The organism is Amycolatopsis tolypomycina (assembly GCF_900105945.1).
GTDB lineage: Bacteria > Actinomycetota > Actinomycetes > Mycobacteriales > Pseudonocardiaceae > Amycolatopsis > Amycolatopsis tolypomycina.
In genome coordinates this window covers 5,469,141-5,488,025 of sequence record NZ_FNSO01000004.1, presented here as the reverse complement: position 1 = coordinate 5,488,025, position 18,885 = coordinate 5,469,141, and the positions used below count along the sequence as shown (strand labels likewise).

Genomic DNA, 18,885 nt, shown 5'->3' with positions numbered 1-18,885 from the left:
TTCCACCCAGTGTGTCAAACCCGGGCGAACCGGGGGCTGGAACCCCGCGATGACACTGCGCAAGCAGGGACGATACCTCGAAAGGGTGAGTATTCACCCGATTCTGGGTGCTCCCGCTGACGCCCTGCTCTGTCGTATGCTGCGGTTCGAGGTCGCCCGGCTACGGAGAGGCGTAACCGCTTATGAGCGAGCTGCGAACCCAGCTGCCGTTCGACGTGCGCGGTTTCGCGGTCGCGCCCGAGCTGGCCACCGACGCCTACGCGAAGCTCGGCCAGCTGCAGGACGTCGTGGGCGAGATGGTCCGCGAGGCCAAGGTGCTGGGGCGCAGCGTCCCGCTGGGCGGCGGGTACGCGGGCGAGATCGGCGACTTCATGGCGGAGTACGGCATCGGCGGGCAGGGCTCGGCGGTCCAGCAGCTGACGGCGTTCGGCAAGGAGCTGGAGACGCTCAAGCGGCGGATCGCGGAGGCGCTGGCGAAGTACCAGCACGCGGACGAGCAGGCGGCCCGAGGCGTGGACTGCACCGGTGGGTGAGCGGGTGCGTGCCGGGCGGACGGCTGTGGGGCGCCGTGCGGTGGGTGAGCTGGTGCGTGCCGGGCGGACGGCCGCGGGGCGCCGTGCGGTGGGTGCGCGGGGCCCGGTGGCGTGCGCGCTTCTCCTCTTCTTCGTGGCGGCGTGCGGGCAGCAGAGCGCCCCGCCGGCCGCCGTCGGGCACACCTCCGCGCAGGCCTCCGGTCCGGCCGTGCCGCCGCCGTCCGCCGTGCCCACCGGACTCGCCGACCTCTGCACCCTGCTCTCCCCGCAGGACCGCTCGACCGCCGGCATCACCGTGCTCGGCAAATCCAAGGACATCGCCGGGGCCCGGGCCTGCGACTGGACCGTGCCCGGCACATTCGGCGTCACCGTCACCTACGACGAACAACACGGCCTCGCCGAACTCGACGTCGCCACGAAGAACGTCACCAAGACGACGGTCGGCACCCACCCGGCGCTGAAGGTCGCCGACAAGAAGGCCGCCGACGGCACCTGCGCCGTGCTGCTCGGGGTCGGCGACGGCGCCAGCGTCCAGATCGACGTCAGCAACAGCGGCTTCTCGGACACCCCGCTCGCGTGCCGTCGCGCGGCCACGGTGGCCGGGCTCGTCGAACCCAAGCTGCCCTGACCAGGAGGTGCGCCGTGCCCGAACCACCCGTGCCCACCGCGCGGTACGAGGCCTACAGCCACGAAGCGATGGCCGCGGAGGTCGAGCGCGGCAACGACCCGGTCGCCGCGGGCGAGGCGGGCGCACGCTGGGACGGGCTGGCGAAACGGCTGCAGGAGTCCACCGCCGACGTCGCCGCGCTGGTCGCCGCGTCGGACGAGCACTGGCGCGGCCAGGCGGGCGACGCGGCGCGGGCGGCACTGGGCCGGGCCGCGCGGTGGCTGTCGCACTCCGCCGCCGTCTCGGCGTCGGTCGGGCAGGCGGTCGGCGCGCAGGCGGAGGTCGCGGCGCGGGCGCGGGCCGACATGCCGCCGCCGGTGGCCTACGACCCGGCGGCGATGATCCGCGACGCCGCGTCCAGCGGAAGCGTGTTCGCCCTGGCCGGGCTGGCCGGCGAGATGGCGGCTCGCCGCGCCGAGGCGGAGGCCGCGCGGCAGAAGGCCATCGACGTCCTCCGCACGCGGGACACCGCCCTGCGCGGGTACGTGCCGGCCGAGACGTTCCCCGCCCCGCCGGCGCTGGGGCGGGCTTGATCCGGGTCTCGGCGTCAGCGTTCGACATCCTCTGGACCGACCTCGGCCACGACCGCCCGCCGGAACCGCTGAGCGTCCGCAGCGTGGGTGTCACCGACGCCGAACGCGCCGAGGTGCGCAAGGCCGTCTACGAGAACCTGGCTTCGCGGGGCCTCTATGACGGGTCCCGGCTGGAGCCGGCGCTTTCGGCGCGGCTGGACCTGCTCGCGTCCGGGGAGGTTTTCGTGGCGTGTGAGGCGCTCGCGGACATGACGGCGTCGTCGCCGTTCCGCGCGGTCACCGCCGCCCGCGGCCGCCGCGGGGTGCTGGCGACCCAGCCGGAGCAGACGATCGGCCTGGACTCCATCCGCGAGGGCGAGCTCGGCACGGCGATCGTCGACGTCCTGCCGGAGCTGACGGCCGGCCCGGGGTACGGCATCAGCCTCCCGGCGTCGACGCTCGCTGCGGACGCCGCCTCGGGGACGGCGTCGGGGCAGCTCGAGGAGGTCCGGGCGATCCAGGCGCGGCCGGTGTACGCGGCGGGACAGTTCAGCGTGAGCCGCAGGTCGGCGTCGGGGCGGGTCGAGCGGGTCGGCGGGTTGACGTGGTTCGACACCGACGTCGGCGCGTACTGCGCGACGAAGACGCCGGGCCGGGGTGGGCAGGAGTGGGTGACGGTCAGCCCGGTCGACAGCACCCGCCTCGCGGCCCGCGTCACCGCCCTCCTCACCCCGGACGCCTGACCCGTTCCCGCTCTCGGACGTCATGAAAGAGTCGTTCACAACGTCAGGCGTCATGAACGACTCTTTCATGACGTCCGGTCAGGACCACCGGAGGACGCGGACGGCCGGCGGCCGCGCGATAAGCCGAGACGAGGTCGTCGGCGACCGCGGCAGGATCGGTGCGCAGGCGGCTGGGCACTGTCTGCACCACCGCGACACCGGCGGCGGCGTACCGGTTGTTCCGGGCGAGTGTCGACGCGTAGCCGGGCTGCCCGAAATGAAACTCGTACGAGTCGATCTCCCAGGCCAGAGCCACGTTGTCCCACCAGGCGTCCGGGATCGCGATGTAGTTGCCGCACTCGTCGCGGAGCTCGAAGTTCCACACCGGTTCGGGCAGGCCGGTGCGGCGCCACACAGCCATGGCTTCGGCTTCGGCGGCCGACCGGGCGCCGCCGGCGATTTCCCGGAGCACAGCCCGGGGCAATGCGGTACCCCGGCGGCTGCCGGTCTCCAGTTCTCCGCTCAGGTCGGTGGGGTCGAGTCCCAGCTGTTGAACGGCTTCGGCGAGCAAAGCCCGGATCGGCGGGCGCTCGCGCATGCGCCGGCACTCGTCCAGCACGGCTCGGACGGCAGGGGCGAGGGGAAGCCCATCTGACCGCACCGGGACTGGCATGCGCTTGGTCCGCTCCACGAGGACATAGCCGCTGCTGGTGGTCTTCAGATGCAGCGGAAGAAGGACGTGGATCGCTTCGCCGGGGCGCGCGTCGCGCTTCAGCCCTTGCCGGCGGCACGATTCGAGCCCGGTGATGACCGCGTGGTCGCCGCAGTGGAGCAGAGCGCCTTCGACCAGCTGCCGCCGCGTCGGTGCGCCGGTGCGCAGCAGCACCACGCCGGGGAGAAGCCGCTGCCATGGCCCGCCAGGGAGGCAGCGCCGGTAGCTGGTCGCCGGGGGCACGCCCAGGGACTCCAGTTGCGTCACCGTGATCACGCCCCGCCTGCTGGCCGCGAAGATCAGCTCCGCGTCACGTCTCCAAGATCCTCTGCTCACGGTTCGATCGTGACCGGCTGAGCTACGCGATACCAGGCCATTTCGTGATCTGTGGACTACTCGGCGTGATCACGTGCAGCCTGTGGACAACTCCGGACGTCGTGAACGACTCTTTCATGGCGTCCGGCGTAGTGAACGACTCTTTCATGACATGTTGGCCGGGGTTTCGGTGTTCCGACTCGGGCTCAGCCCGCTCCCCACTTCCTGCCACCTCGGTTCCCCACTGGGACCCACCCGGCTCCCCGCTGGGGGCGGGAGGGTTCTTTCGCGGCCGTTATGCGGACGTCTGGGCTACAGCTGAGGTTGCTCGGGCACCCGGTGCGGGGGATCTTGGCCACCGTCCCCCACCACGCCCCCCACCTGGCCCCACGCGGCTGACCTGCGCAAACGGAACACACGACGGAGTGGTCTGCCCGTTTGTCGCGTTGACTGTGGTGAAAAGTGGGGTACGGTGGTGGCCAGTGGGGCGGAAGGGAAGCCCCGTGGCCGTCCGGGGTGGTTCGCCACCGTGGACGGTAGGGAGGTGGAGGCCGTGTTCCTCGGCACCCACACCCCGAAGCTGGACGACAAAGGGCGGCTCGCGCTGCCTGCGAAGTTCCGTGACGCCTTGGCGGGTGGGCTGATGGTCACCAAGGGGCAGGACCACTGCCTCTTCGTCTTCCCCCGCGCCGAGTTCGAGCAGATGGCGCGCAAGGTCGCCGAGGCCCCGTTCACGAACGAGGCGGTTCGGGCCTACCAGCGCTACCTGTTCGCCGGCACGGACGAGCAACGTCCGGACGGCCAGGGGCGCATCACCATCGCGCCCGAGCTCCGCCGCTACGCGGGGCTCAGCAAGGAGTGCGTGGTGATCGGGGCGATCACCAGGCTGGAGATCTGGGACGCCCAAGCGTGGCAGGCGTACCTGGAGGAACACGAAGACAGCTACGCGAAGGCTCGAGAGGAAGTACTGCCGGGCGTCTTCTAGGCGTGCGGTCGCGGTGCACCTTCGTCGTCGGGGGACGAAGAGGTTCGCCGCCCGCGCGTGGAGGGGAAGCCCACCCGGATGCCGTGAGGCCTCTGTCCGCTCAACAGCCCTGGTGCACCTTCCCCGGTACCAGGTCCGCAGCGGGCGGACAGGGACCTGACGGCATCCGCCATATTTCCCCCGGGCCGATCGGGCGAGAAAGGGGGAGGGAACGATGACCGAGCACGTCCCGGTGCTGCTCGACCGGATCGTCGAGCTGTTCACTCCCGTGTTCACCGACCGCGACGGCGTCCTCGTGGACGCCACGGTCGGCCTCGGCGGGCATTCCGACGCCCTCCTGACGGCATTCCCGCGGCTGCGCCTGGTCGCGCTCGACCGCGACCCCGCCGCGCTGGAGAAGTCCGCCGAACGCCTGGCGCGCCACGGCGATCGCGTCGACTTCGTCCACACGGTCTACGACGGGCTCCCGGAAGCCCTCGAAAGCGTCGGCCTGAGCCACGCCGACGGCATCCTGTTCGACCTCGGCGTCTCGTCGATGCAGCTGGACCGCGCCGAGCGCGGGTTCGCCTACGCCAAGGACTCGCCGCTCGACATGCGGATGGACCCGACGACCGGGTTCACCGCCGCCGACGTGCTCAACACCTACGCGCCCGGCGAGCTGGTCCGCATCCTGCGCGACTACGGCGAGGAACGCTTCGCGCAGCGGATCGTCAAGAGCGTCGTCAAAGCCCGCGAACAGGAGCCGTTCACCACCAGCGGACGCCTGGTCGAGCTGCTCTACGACGCCGTCCCGGCCGCCACCCGCCGCACCGGCGGGCACCCGGCCAAGCGCACGTTCCAGGCGCTGCGGATCGAGGTCAACGGCGAGCTCGAGGTGCTCCGCCGCGCCATGCCGGCGGCGCTGGGCGCCCTGAAGACGGGCGGCCGGATCGTCGTCGAGTCGTACCAGTCCCTGGAAGACCGGCTGGTCAAGCAGGCGCTGGCCGAGCTCGCGAAGTCCCGCACCCCGGAAGGGCTCCCGGTGGAGCTGCCGGGTCACGGACCGGAGCTGAAGCTCCTGACGCGCGGCGCCGAGAAGGCCGGCGAAGAGGAGATCGAACGGAACCCGCGGGCCGCCTCGGTGCGGCTGCGGGCCGCAGAGAGGATCGGAGAGCCGCGATGACCGCTCCCGCGAAGTCCTCCCGCCGCCGGGCCGCGCCGGCGACGCGGGGGCGCACCGAGGCCGCCCGCACCTCGACGGACGCCGTCGAGCCGGACCAGCAGCCGGCGCAGGCCCCGTCGCGACGGGGTTCGCGGGGCCGCACGTCCGCGGCCGAGCGCGCCTACGCCCGCCGTGCCCAGCGTGCCGACCTGCTCAAGGAGCGCGAGGCGCGGCCGGAGCCGAAGGCCCGGCCCGCCGAGACGGTGGAGAAGCCGAAGTTCAAGCTGAAGTCGCTGCTGCCGAAGTCGCGCGCGTCGTTCGTGCTGATGATGATGGCGCTGCTGGCCGCCGGCGTGGCGACCACCCTCTGGCTGACCACGCAGGCCATCGCCGACTCCTACCGGCTCGAGCAGCTGCGCACCACCAACGCGAACCTGGCCGAGCAGAAGGAACAGCTGCAGCGCGACGTCGCCAAGGCGGAGTCGCCCGCTTCGCTGGCCCCCGCGGCCCAGCAGCTCGGCATGGTGCCCGGCGGTGACCCGGCGCGGATCGTCGTCGGCCCGGACGGGAAGACCTCGCTCGTCGGCGAGCCCAAGAAGGCCAAGGCGGACGCCCCCGTGGTGCCGGCCGCGCCGCCCGCCGCGCCCGCCGCCGGCACGCAGTCGCAGCAGGGCGCGCCGATCGAGGGCGACCAGCCCGCCGTGCCCGCCGAGGAGCAGCCGCCGGCCCAGCCGGGAGGCGGCCAGTGATGGCTTCGGGCCGCAGCCAGGTCCGGGCGCGCGCCGCGGGCAGCGCCCGGCGGACGTACGCCGCCGGCACCCGCAGCGCGGCCGCCCGCCGCGGCAACGGCGGGCACCGCAGCCGGTTCTCCGCCGTGCGCCTGCTGCTCGTGGCCGTGCTGCTCGTCGCCGGCGTGAAACTGGTGCAGGTGCAGTGGTTCGACGCCGCGGCGCTGTCCGCGGCGGCCGAGCGGCAGCGCACCCAGACCATCGACATCCCGGCGCAGCGCGGGTCCATTGTGGACCGCAACGGCGCGAAGCTGGCGTTCAGCGTCGAGGTGCGCACGCTCTCGGTGAACCTCAAGGCGCTGCACAAGAGCATGGACGACTTCGCCGTGAAGAACCCCGGCACCAAGAAGACGTTCGACAGCGAAACCGCCGCGGCCGCCAAGTACATCGCCGGCAAGGTGCCCGCCCTGATCACCGAGCAGCAGCTGCTCGACCTGTTCCACAAGCAGGCGTCCTTCACCTACCTGGTGAACAACGTCGAGCCGTCCGTCGCCGCCGACATCGTCAAGCACTTCGCGTGGATCGGCGTCGAAAAGCGCGCGCTGCGGGAGTACCCGGGCGGCAGCCTGGCGGCCAACATCGTCGGCGCCGCGAACTGGCGGTCCGAAGACAAGGACGTGTCCAAGCACAACCTGCACGGCCTCGTCGGGCTGGAGCTGCTGCGCGACAACGACCTGGCGGGTACGCCGGGGCGGATGATGGTCAACACCAAGAACGGCAGCGACAACGTCGTCATCCCGGGCACCGAGCGCGACCTGCAGGCCGCCGTCCCGGGCTCGGACCTCGAGCTGACCATCGACTCCGACCTGCAGTACGAGGTGCAGCGGCAGCTGTCGGACTACGTCCAGCAGTCGCACGCCAAGGGCGGGCAGGCCGTCGTCATGGACGCCAAGACCGGCGAGGTCTACGCGCTGGCCAACGACAAGACGTTCGACCCCAACGACCAGAGCACCTGGACCACCGACGACCTGGCCAACCCGGCGGTCACCACGCCGTTCGAACCGGGGTCGGTCAACAAGATCGTCACCGCCACCGGGGCGATCGACTACGGCATCGCGACGCCGGAGTCGACGCTGCAGGTGCCCGGCTCGCTGCAGATCGCCGACAAGACCGTGCACGACGCCTGGAACCACGGCACCCAGACGTTCACCACCACCGGCGTGTTCGCGAAGTCGTCCAACATCGGCACCCTGCTGCTGGCGCAGAAGATCGGCGAGGAGCGCTACGCGGAGCTGCTCAAGAAGTTCGGCCTCGGCCAGCGCACCGGCGTCGGCCTGCCCGGCGAGAGCGCGGGCTCGGTACCCGCGCGCAGCCAGTGGTCGGCGACCACCTTCGGCAACCTGCCGATCGGGCAGGGCCTGTCGATGACCATCCTGCAGATGGCCGGGATGTACCAGGCGATCGCGAACGACGGCCTGCGCGTCGAACCCCGGATCGTCAAGGCGAAGGTGAACCCGGACGGCACGACCGTGCCGGAGCCGGCGCCGAAGACGGTGCAGGTGGTCAGCCCGCAGACGGCGAAGACGGTGCGCGACATGATGCGCGCGGTCGCGCAGAAGGGCAAGGGCCAGCAGAGCGGCACCGCGCCCACCGCGGCCGTCGAGGGTTACCAGATCTCCGGCAAGACCGGCACCGGCCAGCAGGTCGACCCGCGGACGAAGGCCTACAGCGACCACCTGTACAACATCACCTTCGCCGGCATCCTGCCCGCCGACCACCCGCGGTTCGTGGTCGCCATCCGGCTCGACGCGCCCGACACGACGTTGCCGGTGGGGCACTCCGCGGGCCCGCTGTTCCACAACCTCGCCTCGTACCTGACGCAGCGGTACCAGATCCCGCTGTCGGACGGCCCTTCGCCGCAGGTCCCGCTCGTCATCCAGTAGGCACGACCGGCCGCGGCAGAGTCCACTTGGGCCGGCGCGGGGGAAACCGTTGCGGGACAAGAGGGTCCAGATCGCCGTTTAGCACATGTGCCCGGCCCGCACGCAATCGCCGTACCGCGTGCGGGTGCCCGAACACCCCGCCGGTAGCCTCTTGGCCGTGTCCGTGTCCTCGTCCAGTTCCCAGGTGCCGGAAAGCCCGGTGAAAGCGGTCCCCGCGCCGCCCCGCCCGGCGCGCATCGACCCGGTCCCGCTGGCGACGCTGCTCGCCAGGGCGGACGCCCGCCTCATCGCCGGCTCGCCCGACGCGGCCGAGCTCACCGTCACCGGCACCACGCTGCGCGCGCAGCACGTGCTGCCCGGCGACCTCTTCGCCGCGCTCCCGGGCGCCCGCGCCCACGGCGCCGACTTCAGCGACCAGGCCGTCGCGGCCGGGGCCGTCGCGGTGCTCACCGACGCCGCCGGCGCCGAGCGGCCCGCCCTGCGTGACGCCGGTGTCCCGATCCTGGTCCACGCCGACCCGCGCGCGGCACTGGGCGAGATCGCCGCCTGGATCTACGGCGAGCCGTCCCTGAAACTGTCCGTCCTCGGCGTCACCGGCACCTCCGGCAAGACCACGACGTCCTACCTGGTCGACGCCGGCCTGCAGGCCGCCGGCCTGACCACCGGCCTGATCGGCACGGTGGAGACCCGGATCGCCGGCGAACGCCTGGTCAGCGGGTTCACCACGCCGGAGGCGCCTGACCTGCAGGCGCTGCTCGCGGTGATGCTGGAGCGCGGCGTCACGCACGTGCCGATGGAGGTCTCCAGCCACGCGCTCGCGCTGGGCCGCGTCAACGGCACCCGGTTCTCCGTCGGCGCCTTCACCAACCTCTCCCAGGACCACCTGGACTTCCACAAGGACATGCAGGAGTACTTCGCCGCGAAGTCGCTGCTGTTCGACGGCCGCTCGACGCACGAGGTCGTCGTGGTCGACAGCGCGTGGGGCCAGGCCCTGCTCACGCCGCAGACGATCACCGTGACGACCGATCCCGGCACCGAGGCCGCGTGGAAGGCCACCGACCTGGAGGCCACCCCGCAGGGCGAGCAGACGTTCACCCTGCACGGCCCGGACGGCGCCCGCGCCGCGGCCCGGATCCCGCTGCCCGGCGAGTTCAACGTCGCCAACGCCGTGCTCGCGGCCGCGATCCTCGGCACCGCCGGCGTGGGCCTGGAGCACATCGTCGCCGGGCTCGCCCAGGTGCAGGTGCCGGGCCGGATGGAGCGGGTCTACGTCGGCCAGGAGTTCACCGCCGTCGTCGACTACGCCCACAAGCCCGCCGCGGTCGCCCAGGGCCTCGACGCGCTGCGCGCCCGCACCGAGGGCCGGATCATCACCGTGCTCGGCTGCGGCGGCGACCGGGACACCGCCAAGCGGCCGATGATGGGCGAGGCCGCGGCCCGCCGCAGCGACGTCCTGATCGTCACCGACGACAACCCGCGCTCCGAGGACCCGGCGGCCATCCGCGCCGCCATGCTGGCCGGCGCCCGCGCGGTCGGGCCCGCCGAGGGCGGCGAGGTCGTCGAGATCGGTGACCGCCGCGAGGCCATCGCGCACGCCGTCGCGCTGGCCGAGCCGGGCGACATCGTCTTCCTCGCCGGCAAGGGGCACGAGTCCGGCCAGGAGGCCGGCGGTGTCGTGCACCCGTTCTCCGACCGCGACGAGCTGGCCGCGGCCATCCGCAACAAACTCGAGGTGAGTGTGTGATCGTGCTCAGCCTGGCCGAGATCGCCGACGTCGTCGGCGGCCGGCTGCACCGCGCCGAGCCGGGCGCGCAGGTGACCGGCACCGTGGAGTTCGACACCCGGAAGCTCACGCCCGGCGGCCTGTTCGTCGCCCTGCCGGGGGAGAAGGTCGACGGCCACGACTTCGCCGCGCAGGCGATCGAGGCCGGCGCGGTGGCCGTGCTGGCCGCCCGCGAGGTCGACGCGCCCGCGATCGTCGTCCCGCCGCTGCCCGCGGGCGAGGCCCACGAGCGGTCGGTCGCGCTGACCGGCGACAAGGACGGCTCCGGCGCCGCCGTGCTGGCCGCGCTGGCCAAGCTCGCCCGGCACGTCGTGCAGCGCCTCGCCGAGGGCGAGCTGACCGTCGTCGGCGTCACCGGCTCCTCCGGGAAGACCTCGACCAAGGACGTCATCGCGCAGCTGCTCGAGCCGCTCGGCCCGACGATCGCGCCGCCCGGGTCGTTCAACAACGAGCTCGGCCACCCCTGGACGGCGCTGCGGGCCGACGCGGAGACCAAGCACCTCGTGCTGGAGCTGTCCGCGCGCGGCCCGGGCCACATCGCCCACCTCGCCGAGATCGCCCCGCCGAAGATCGGCGTCGTGCTCAACGTCGGCAGCGCGCACGTCGGCGAGTTCGGCTCGCGCGAAGGCATCGCGAAGACCAAGGGCGAGCTGGTCGAGGCCCTGCCCGAAGACGGCGTCGCGGTGCTGAACCTCGACGACCCGCTGGTCGCGGCCATGGCGAGCCGCACGAAGGCCCGCGTGGTGTTCGTCGGCGAGAGCGCCTCCGCCCAGGTCCGGGCGGAGAACATCACGCTCGACGACGAGGCCCGCGCGTCCTTCCGGCTGATCACTCCGGCCGGCGAGGCCGACGTCCGGCTGCCGCTGCACGGCGAGCACCACGTCGGCAACGCGCTGTCCGCCGCGGCCGTGGCGCTGGAGCTGGGCGTGCGCCCTGCGGACATCGCCACCCGGCTCTCCGGCCTCGAACGGCGGTCCGCGCGGCGCATGGAGGTCGTCACGCGCGAAGACGGCGTCACGATCCTCAACGACTCCTTCAACGCCAACCCCGAGTCGATGCGGGCCGGCCTGAAGGCCCTCGCGGCGATGACGCGGGAGACCGGCCGCCGGTCCTGGGCGGTGCTCGGCGTGATGGGCGAGCTGGGCGCGGACTCGGTCAACGCCCACGACGAGATCGGCAGGCTCGTCGTCCGGCTGAACATCGCCAAGCTCGTCGTCATCGGGCCGGAGGCGGCGGCCATGCACCAGGGTGCGTTCCAGGAAGGCTCCTGGGGCGAGGAATCCACTTTGGTACCCGACGTCGAGGCCGCCGTCGCCTTGCTGCATGATCAGCTCCGCCCCGGGGACGTGGTGCTGGTCAAGGCCTCCAAGGCCGCCGGCCTCTGGCGGGTCGCGGAAGCCCTTCTCGAACCAGCCCTGCTCGAACCCCGGGAAACCGACAACTCCGAGAATCGCTCGAACGGTGGTGACGCGTGATCAGCATCCTGATCGCGGCCGCGGCGGGCCTGCTGATCTCCATCCTGCTGACGCCCTACCTGATCCGGGTCTTCTCCCGGCAGGGCTTCGGCCAGGAGATCCGCGAGGAAGGCCCCCAGGGACACAAGTCCAAGCGCGGTACCCCGACCATGGGCGGTGTCGCGATCATCATCGCGATGGTCGTCGGGTACTTCGCCGCGCACCTGATCAACTGGATGTTCAACTCCCGCAGCGGCGCGCCGACGGCCTCCGGGCTGCTCGTCCTGATGCTCGCGGTGGGCCTGGGGATCGTCGGGTTCCTCGACGACTTCATCAAGATCCGCAAACAGCGGAACCTGGGGCTGAACAAGACCGCCAAGCTGGTCGGGCAGCTCGTGGTCACCATCGCCTTCGCGGTGCTGGTGCTGAACTTCCCGAACGAACACGGCATCACGCCGGCGTCGGAGAGCCTCTCCTACGTCCGCGACCTCGCGCTGATCACCTTCCCGTCGGTGATCTTCGTGATCTTCTGCTACATCGTGATCTCCGGCTGGTCGAACGCGGTGAACTTCACCGACGGCCTCGACGGCCTGGCCGGCGGCGCGGCGGCGATGGTGCTGGCCACCTACGTCGTCATCTCGTTCTGGCAGGAGCGGCTGTCCTGCTCGAACGCGCCCGCCCCCGCCTGCTACGACGTCCGCGACCCGCTCGACCTGGCCGTGGTCGCCGCCGCGGCGACCGGCGCCTGCGTCGGGTTCCTCTGGTGGAACGCGGCCCCGGCGAAGATCTTCATGGGCGACACCGGCTCGCTGGCCCTCGGCGGCCTGGTCGCCGGGCTGTCCATGACGACCCGCACCGAGCTGCTCGCCATCGTCATCGGCGGCCTGTTCATGGTCGAGATGATCTCGGTGGTCGCGCAGATCGCGGTGTTCCGCACGACCCGGCGGCGGCTGTTCCGGATGGCGCCGTTCCACCACCACTTCGAGCTCGCCGGCTGGGCCGAAACCACGGTGATCATCCGGTTCTGGCTGCTCTCGGCGATCTGCTGCATGTTCGGCCTCGGCCTGTTCTACAGCGAGCAGCTGGGTCTCGGAGGCTGACGTTGGACGTCGAGGGTCGTCACGTTCTCGTCGCCGGAGCCGGCGTCACGGGCAAGTCCGTGGTGCCGGTGCTGGTCGAGCTGGGTGCCCGCGTCACCGTCACCGACGGCAACGCCGAGCGCCTGGCCGAGCTGGACGGCCTCGGCGCCGAGCTGGTGCCGGGCCTGACCGAGCCACCGTCGGACGTCGTCCTCGTCGTGACCAGCCCCGGCTGGCGGCCGACGTCGCCGCTGCTCGTGGCCGCCGCCGAGGCCGGGGTCGAGGTCATCGGCGACGTCGAACTGGCCTGGCGGGTCGGGCAGCTGCGCGAGCACCCGCCGTGCTGGCTGGTGGTGACCGGCACCAACGGCAAGACGACCACCGCCGGCATGCTCGAATCGATCCTCAAGGCGGCCGGCGCGAACGCCGTGGCCTGCGGCAACATCGGCTACGCGGCACTCGACGCGGTCCGCGCGGGCTACGACGTCCTCGCGGTGGAGCTGTCGAGCTTCCAGCTGCACTGGTCCTCGACGCTGGCCCCGGACGCCGCCGTGGTGCTGAACCTGGCCGAGGACCACATCGACTGGCACGGCTCCATGGACGAGTACGCGGCCGCGAAGGGCCGGGTCTACGCCCGCGCCAAGGTCGCCGTGCACAACGCCGACGACGACTGGTCCACCCGGATCGCCGCCGAGCACGCGCCCGAGAGCGCCCGCCGCGTCGGCTTCCAGCTCGACACCCCGCGCGCCGGCGAGCTGGGCGTGGTCGAAGACCTGCTGGTCGACCGCGCCTTCGTCGCCGACCCGGCGAACAGCGCCGAGGAGCTCGCCACGCTCTCGGACGTCCGCCCGGCGGGCCCGCACAACGTCGCGAACGCCCTGGCCGCGGCTGCGCTGGCCCGCGCCCACGGCGTCTCGGCCGATGCGGTGCTGAAGGGCCTGCGCGAGTACCAGCCGGCGCCGCACCGGGCCGTCGAGGTCGCCGAGGTGGCCGGGGTGCGGTACGTCAACGACTCGAAGGCGACCAACCCGCACGCGGCCGCCGGGTCGCTGCGCGCCCACGAAAGCATCGTGTGGATCGCCGGCGGCCAGCTCAAGGGTGCCTCGGTCGACGAGCTGGTGAGCAGCATCGCCGGCCGCCTGCGCGGGGTCGTGCTCCTCGGCGTCGATTCACCCGTGATCGCCGCCGCGGTTGCGCGACACGCGCCGGATGTCCCGGTGAACAGCCTCCGTCCGGGTGACGATGAACCCATGACTGCGGCGGTGAGTGCGGCCAGCGCGATGGCCCGACCCGGTGACGTGGTGCTGCTGGCACCCGCCGCGGCGTCGTTGGACATGTTCTCGAGCTACGGCGAGCGCGGCGACGCGTTCGCCGCGGCCGTGCATGTCCTCCGCGACGACGCAGCGGGGGAGCCGAGTGACGACAGCTGAGCCGAAGCCCGTACCACCGCCGAAGCGGCCGCGCCGCGAGCGCAAGGAGAGCGGCTTCGTCGCCTTCCGGACCGCGCTGACCGCGTGGCTCTCGCGGCCGCTGGCGTCGTTCCACCTCGTGCTCGCCCTCACCGGCGTGCTCACCGTCATCGGCATCGTCATGGTGCTGTCGGCGTCGTCGGTCGCCTCCTACAACCCGAAGACCGGCAGCGGCGTGTACTCGCTGTTCATCAAGCACCTGGTGTTCGTCGCGCTCGGCTCGGTCGTGTTCTGGCTCGGCCTGCGGGTCAAGCTGGAGCGGATCCGGCGGATGTCGGCCACCGCGACGGTGATCTGCCTCGGCCTGCTGGTGCTCGTGCTCACCCCGCTCGGCTCGACGGTCAACGGCTCGCAGGGCTGGTTCAAGATCGGCGAGTTCACCTTCCAGCCGGTCGAAGCGGCGAAGGTCGCGCTGGCCTTCTGGGGCGCGCACATCCTGGTGATCAAGTACAACGTGATCCACCAGTGGCGGCACCTGCTGGTGCCCGTGGTGCCGATCGCGCTGCTGATGTTCGCCCTGGTCATGCTGCAGCCCGACCTCGGCGGCACGGTGACACTCGCCGTCGTCCTGCTGGCGCTGCTGTGGTTCGCCGGCGCCCCGAAACGGCTCTTCGGCGTCATCCTCGCCGGCGGCCTGGCCGGCGTGCTCGTGCTCGCCGTCATCGCGCCCTACCGGCTCGCCCGCGTCATGTCGTTCCTCTCGCCGGACGCCGACGTCAGCGCCGAGGGCTTCCAGGCCAACCAGGCCAAGCTGGCGCTCGCCGACGGCGGCGTCCTCGGCAAGGGCCTCGGCCAGGGCGCGGCCAGCTGGAACTACCTGCCGAATGTGCAGAACGACTTCATCTTCGCCCTGATCGGCGAGGAGCTCGGGCTGATCGGCTGCGTCGTCGTGCTCGCCCTGTTCGGCGGGGTCGCGATCGTGGGCCTGCGGATCGCCACCCGCAACATCGACCCGTGGATCCGGATCGTCTCCGGCACGCTGACGGTGTTCCTGGTGGCCCAGGCCGGCATCAACATCGGCTACGTCGTCGGCCTGCTGCCGGTCACCGGCGTCACGCTGCCGCTCATCTCCTACGGCGGCACCTCGCTGGTGATCACCATGCTCATCATGGGCGTGCTCGCGAACGCCGCCCGGCACGAACCGGAGGCGGTGGCCGCGCTGCGCACACAGGGGCCGGGTAAATTCGGGCGTCTGCTGCGGCTGCCCGCGCCCGACCCGTACCGCCCGCCCGCCACGCGCAAGGCGGCGGGGCGGAGTGGGGCGAAGGCGGCCCGGCCGGCGCCCCGTGCGGCCCGGCCCGCCCCGGCACAGGAACGACGCAGGTCGGTCCGCGAACCGGTGCGCCGCAGCGCGGCACGGACGAGCACGGCCACGTCTCGCGGCGGGGCCGCGCGGACAACAGCGAGCCGTGGTACCCGGAGTACCGCGAACCGGAGAGGTCATAGGTGAGTAAGCCCGTCAAGGGAACCGAGCGAGCCGCCGCGGGCAAGGCGCCCGTGGTCGTGGTCGCCGGAGGTGGCACCGCAGGACACATCGAACCCGCCCTCGCCCTGGCCGACGCCGTCATGCGGCTGCGCCCCGACGCGACGGTCGTCGCCCTCGGCACCGAGCGCGGCCTGGAGAACAAGCTGGTCCCGGCCCGCGGCTACCCCCTCGAGCTGATCCCGCCGGTGCCGTTGCCGCGCAAGCCGACGCCGGAGCTGGTCAAGCTGCCGCTGAAGGTCCGCGACTCGGTGCGCAAGACCCGCGAGGTCCTCGACCGAGTCGGCGCGGACGTCGTCGTCGGCTTCGGCGGGTACGTCGCCCTGCCCGCCTACCTGGCCGCGCGCGGGCGCGTCCCGATCGTCGTGCATGAGGCCAACAAGTCGGCCGGCCTGGCGAACAAGGTCGGCGCCCGGTTCGCCGCGCGGGTCGCGGTCGCCGTCCCGGGGACGCCGCTGCCGAAGGCCGAGGTCGTCGGGATCCCGCTGCGGCGGTCGATCACGGCGCTGGACCGGCCCGCGCTGCGGGCCGAGGCGCGCGAGTTCTTCGGCCTCGACCCGGACGCGCCGACGCTGCTGGTCTTCGGCGGTTCGCAGGGCGCGCAGTCGATCAACGCGGCCGTGTCCGGCGCGGCGAAGGACCTGGCGGACGCCGGCGTCGGCGTCCTGCACGCGCACGGGCCGAAGAACACGCTGGTCGTGCAGGAGTTCCCGGGCAAGCCGGCGTACGTGCCGGTGCCGTACCTGGAGCGGATGGACCTGGCCTACGCCGCCGCCGACGTCGCGATCTGCCGCTCGGGTGCGATGACCGTCGCCGAGGTGACCTCGGTCGGGCTGCCCGCGGTGTTCGTCCCGCTGCCGATCGGCAACGGCGAGCAGGCCACCAACGGCCGGCCGGCCGTCGACGCCGGGGCCGCGCTGATGATCGACGACGCCGACCTCAGCCCGGCCAAGGTCGCCGAGCTGGTCGTCCCGCTGGTCACCGACGCCGACCGCGTCGCGAAGATGGGCGCGGCGGCGGTCGGCATGGGCCACCGCGAAGCCGACGAAACCCTCGCCCGGATCGTTTTGGAGGCCGCCCGTGCCTGAGTTGCCCGAAGAGCTGCGCCGGGCGCACCTGATCGGGATCGGCGGCGCCGGGATGTCCGGCATCGCGCGGATCCTGCTGGCGCGCGGGGCTTTCGTCTCCGGTTCGGACGCCAAGGAGTCGCGCGCGCTGCTGTCGCTGCGGGCCCAGGGCGCCGAGCTGTTCGTCGGCCAGGCCGCCTCGAACATCGCCGCGCTTTCGCAGCCGCCGTCCGCGGTCGTCGTCTCGACGGCGATCAAGGAGACGAACCCCGAGCTGGCCGCGGCGCGCGAAGCCGGGATCCCGGTGCTGCACCGGGCCCAGGCGCTGGCCGGGCTGATGGAAGGCCACCGCGTCGCCTGTATCGCGGGCACGCACGGCAAGACGTCGACGACGTCGATGCTCACCGTGGCGCTGCAGCACTGCCGGCTCGACCCGTCGTTCGCCATCGGCGGCGACCTCAACGAGTCCGGCGCCAACGCCCACCACGGCGAAGGCGGCGTCTTCGTCGCCGAGGCCGACGAGAGCGACGGCTCGTTCCTGACGTATTCGCCGTCGGTCGCGGTCGTGACGAACGTCGAGCCCGACCACCTCGACCACCACGGCACGGCCGAGGCCTACACGAAGGTCTTCACCGAGTTCGTCAGCCGGATCGTGCCGGGCGGGCTGCTCATCGTCTGCGCCGACGACGCCGCGGCCGACGAACTGGGCAAGCAGGCCGCGGAGCTGGGCGTCCGGGTCCGCCGCTACGGGCGCACGGCCACCGACGCGCAGGTCCTGGACTACGCCCCGGCGCCGGACGGCGGGGTCGTGCGGCTGCTGCTCGACGGCTCGGAGCTGTCGGTGCGGGTCGCCGTGCCGGGTGAGCACATGGCGCTCAACGCGGTCGCGGCCCTGCTGGCCGGGATCGAGCTGGGCGCGCCGGTCGAGGGCATGGTCGAGGGGCTCGCGGCGTTCGGCGGCGTCCGGCGGCGCTTCGAGTTCAAGGGCCGGGCCGGCGACGTCCGCGTCTACGACGACTACGCCCACCACCCGACCGAGGTGGCCGCCCAGCTGCGCGCGGTGCGGACGGCGGCCGGGTCCGGGCGCGTGATCGTCGTCTTCCAGCCGCACCTGTACTCGCGGACCAAGACGTTCTCGACGGAGTTCGCGGAGGCGTTGTCGCTGGCCGACGAGGTCGTCGTGCTCGACGTCTACGGCGCGCGCGAGGAGCCCGAGCCGGGCGTCACCGGCGCGCTGATCGCCGACAAGGTGACCGCGGCGGTGCACTACGAGCCGGCGTTCGACGTCGCGGCGCCGCTGGCGGCCGGGCTGGCCAAGCCCGGCGACCTCGTGGTGACCATGGGCGCGGGCGACGTCACGCAGCTGGGCCCGGAGATCCTCGCCGAGCTGGACAAGCGCTGAGGCCATGAGTCCGACCAGGGAACGCCGCCCGCCGTCCTCCTCCGCCGCGGAAGAGGATCGCGCCTCCCTGGCCCGGCAACGGCGGGGGCGGCGCTCCGAGGAGGAGCGCCGCCGGACCCGCGCCGCCGCCGCGCGGCCGTCACCGCGCAACCGGCCCAACCGGCAGGTGGAGATCCGCCGCCGGTGGGTCGCGCTGCTTTCGGTGCTCACCGTGGTGGCGCTGGTGTACCTGCTGTTCTTCAGCTCGATGCTCGGCGTGCGGGACGTCGCGGTGAACGGGTCCCGCACGGTGTCCGCCGACCAGATCCGCACGGTGGCGGCGGTCCCGGCGGACAAGCCGATGCTGCGCCTGAGCACCGACGAGATCCGCGACCGCGTGGCGGCGATGCCGGGCATCGCGACGGTCGAGGTGTCGCGCTCGTGGCCGAACACGGTCGAGATCACGGTGACCGAGCGCACGGCGATCGCGTTCTTCGACAGCGGCCCCGGCGGCGACGGAGTTCACCTCGTCGACGGCGGCGGCGTGGTGTTCAAGACCATCCCGGCGCGGCCACCGGGCCTGCCGGAGCTGAAGCTGCCGAAGGTGTCGGCGGACGACCCGGTGACCCGAGCGGTGACGGCGGTGCTCGGGGTGATCCCGGAGCAGCTGCTGAAGCAGGTCACGACGGCGACGGCGAAGACGCCGGCGAGCGTGGAGTTCACGCTGGCCAACGGGAAGATCGTCCGCTGGGGGACCGCGGAGCAGACGGACCGCAAGGCCAAGGTCCTGGCGGCGCTGCTGACGCAAGAGGGCAAGGTCTACGACGTCGCGGCGCCTGAGCTGCCGACGATCACTTCCTGAATCTCCCGTTTTCCGGGTGCCCCGGAGTTCTCGTATGCCGTACTATCTC

The 18,885-nt window shown here is 72.5% G+C and carries 17 protein-coding genes; 16 read left to right on the top strand and 1 reads right to left on the bottom strand.

Features of this window, described 5'->3' with window-relative positions; genetic code table 11:
- Window positions 1-182 precede the first annotated feature (182 nt).
- The 4 genes from BLW76_RS34605 to BLW76_RS34590 are packed head-to-tail and all read left to right on the top strand — an operon-like array spanning window position 183 to window position 2,455.
- On the top strand, window positions 183-533 hold the full coding sequence (locus BLW76_RS34605; protein ID WP_091315487.1) for a hypothetical protein: 351 nt from the start codon (window positions 183-185) through the stop codon (window positions 531-533).
- 40 nt (window positions 534-573) lie between these two features.
- On the top strand, window positions 574-1,161 hold the full coding sequence (locus BLW76_RS34600; RefSeq protein WP_425266033.1) for a DUF3558 family protein: 588 nt from the start codon (window positions 574-576) through the stop codon (window positions 1,159-1,161).
- Window positions 1,162-1,175: 14 nt separating this feature from the next.
- Window positions 1,176-1,733 carry a PPE domain-containing protein gene (locus BLW76_RS34595; RefSeq protein WP_091315485.1) on the top strand — a complete coding sequence of 186 codons (558 nt, stop codon included), beginning with the start codon at window positions 1,176-1,178 and terminating at the stop codon, window positions 1,731-1,733.
- Window positions 1,730-2,455 (top strand): ESX secretion-associated protein EspG, encoded by a 726-nt coding sequence (locus BLW76_RS34590; RefSeq protein ID WP_091315482.1) that lies wholly within the window; start codon window positions 1,730-1,732, stop codon window positions 2,453-2,455. The genes BLW76_RS34595 and BLW76_RS34590 overlap by 4 nt, the downstream gene beginning before the upstream one ends.
- Before the next feature lie 43 nt (window positions 2,456-2,498).
- Here the strand turns inward: BLW76_RS34590 and BLW76_RS34585 are convergent, their stop codons facing one another.
- Complete coding sequence (locus tag BLW76_RS34585) at window positions 2,499-3,449, bottom strand: hypothetical protein (protein WP_091320226.1); 951 nt, start codon at window positions 3,447-3,449, stop codon at window positions 2,499-2,501.
- A gap of 565 nt (window positions 3,450-4,014) precedes the next feature.
- Between BLW76_RS34585 and mraZ the strand changes: the two genes are divergently transcribed.
- The 12 genes from mraZ (at window position 4,015) to BLW76_RS34525 (ending at window position 18,836) form a co-directional block, all read left to right on the top strand.
- Window positions 4,015-4,446: a division/cell wall cluster transcriptional repressor MraZ gene (gene mraZ, locus BLW76_RS34580; protein ID WP_004561064.1), complete on the top strand. Its 432-nt coding sequence runs from the start codon at window positions 4,015-4,017 to the stop codon at window positions 4,444-4,446.
- 214 nt (window positions 4,447-4,660) lie between these two features.
- Window positions 4,661-5,608: a 16S rRNA (cytosine(1402)-N(4))-methyltransferase RsmH gene (gene rsmH, locus BLW76_RS34575; protein ID WP_091315479.1), complete on the top strand. Its 948-nt coding sequence runs from the start codon at window positions 4,661-4,663 to the stop codon at window positions 5,606-5,608.
- Entirely contained in the window at window positions 5,605-6,336 is a 732-nt protein-coding gene (gene ftsL, locus BLW76_RS34570; RefSeq protein WP_091315476.1) for a cell division protein FtsL, read from the top strand. Before rsmH ends, ftsL begins: the two co-directional genes overlap by 4 nt.
- Window positions 6,336-8,258: a peptidoglycan D,D-transpeptidase FtsI family protein gene (locus tag BLW76_RS34565; protein WP_167384841.1), complete on the top strand. Its 1,923-nt coding sequence runs from the start codon at window positions 6,336-6,338 to the stop codon at window positions 8,256-8,258. The genes ftsL and BLW76_RS34565 overlap by 1 nt, the downstream gene beginning before the upstream one ends.
- Window positions 8,259-8,457: 199 nt before the next feature.
- Complete coding sequence (locus BLW76_RS34560; RefSeq protein ID WP_091315472.1) at window positions 8,458-10,002, top strand: UDP-N-acetylmuramoyl-L-alanyl-D-glutamate--2,6-diaminopimelate ligase; 1,545 nt, start codon at window positions 8,458-8,460, stop codon at window positions 10,000-10,002.
- The gene (locus BLW76_RS34555) at window positions 9,999-11,516 is read left to right on the top strand and encodes a UDP-N-acetylmuramoyl-tripeptide--D-alanyl-D-alanine ligase (protein WP_091315469.1); all 1,518 of its coding nucleotides are present in this window, start codon (window positions 9,999-10,001) and stop codon (window positions 11,514-11,516) included. Before BLW76_RS34560 ends, BLW76_RS34555 begins: the two co-directional genes overlap by 4 nt.
- Window positions 11,513-12,595 (top strand): phospho-N-acetylmuramoyl-pentapeptide-transferase, encoded by a 1,083-nt coding sequence (gene mraY / locus BLW76_RS34550; RefSeq protein WP_091315466.1) that lies wholly within the window; start codon window positions 11,513-11,515, stop codon window positions 12,593-12,595. Before BLW76_RS34555 ends, mraY begins: the two co-directional genes overlap by 4 nt.
- Before the next feature lie 2 nt (window positions 12,596-12,597).
- Entirely contained in the window at window positions 12,598-14,004 is a 1,407-nt protein-coding gene (gene murD / locus BLW76_RS34545; protein WP_244170455.1) for a UDP-N-acetylmuramoyl-L-alanine--D-glutamate ligase, read from the top strand.
- Complete coding sequence (gene ftsW, locus BLW76_RS34540; protein WP_091315463.1) at window positions 13,991-15,493, top strand: putative lipid II flippase FtsW; 1,503 nt, start codon at window positions 13,991-13,993, stop codon at window positions 15,491-15,493. Before murD ends, ftsW begins: the two co-directional genes overlap by 14 nt.
- The gene (murG, locus tag BLW76_RS34535; protein WP_091315460.1) at window positions 15,490-16,614 is read left to right on the top strand and encodes an undecaprenyldiphospho-muramoylpentapeptide beta-N-acetylglucosaminyltransferase; all 1,125 of its coding nucleotides are present in this window, start codon (window positions 15,490-15,492) and stop codon (window positions 16,612-16,614) included. The genes ftsW and murG overlap by 4 nt, the downstream gene beginning before the upstream one ends.
- Window positions 16,607-17,995: a UDP-N-acetylmuramate--L-alanine ligase gene (gene murC, locus BLW76_RS34530; protein WP_091315457.1), complete on the top strand. Its 1,389-nt coding sequence runs from the start codon at window positions 16,607-16,609 to the stop codon at window positions 17,993-17,995. The genes murG and murC overlap by 8 nt, the downstream gene beginning before the upstream one ends.
- Window positions 17,996-17,999: 4 nt before the next feature.
- Window positions 18,000-18,836: a cell division protein FtsQ/DivIB gene (locus tag BLW76_RS34525; protein WP_091315455.1), complete on the top strand. Its 837-nt coding sequence runs from the start codon at window positions 18,000-18,002 to the stop codon at window positions 18,834-18,836.
- Window positions 18,837-18,885 lie beyond the last annotated feature (49 nt).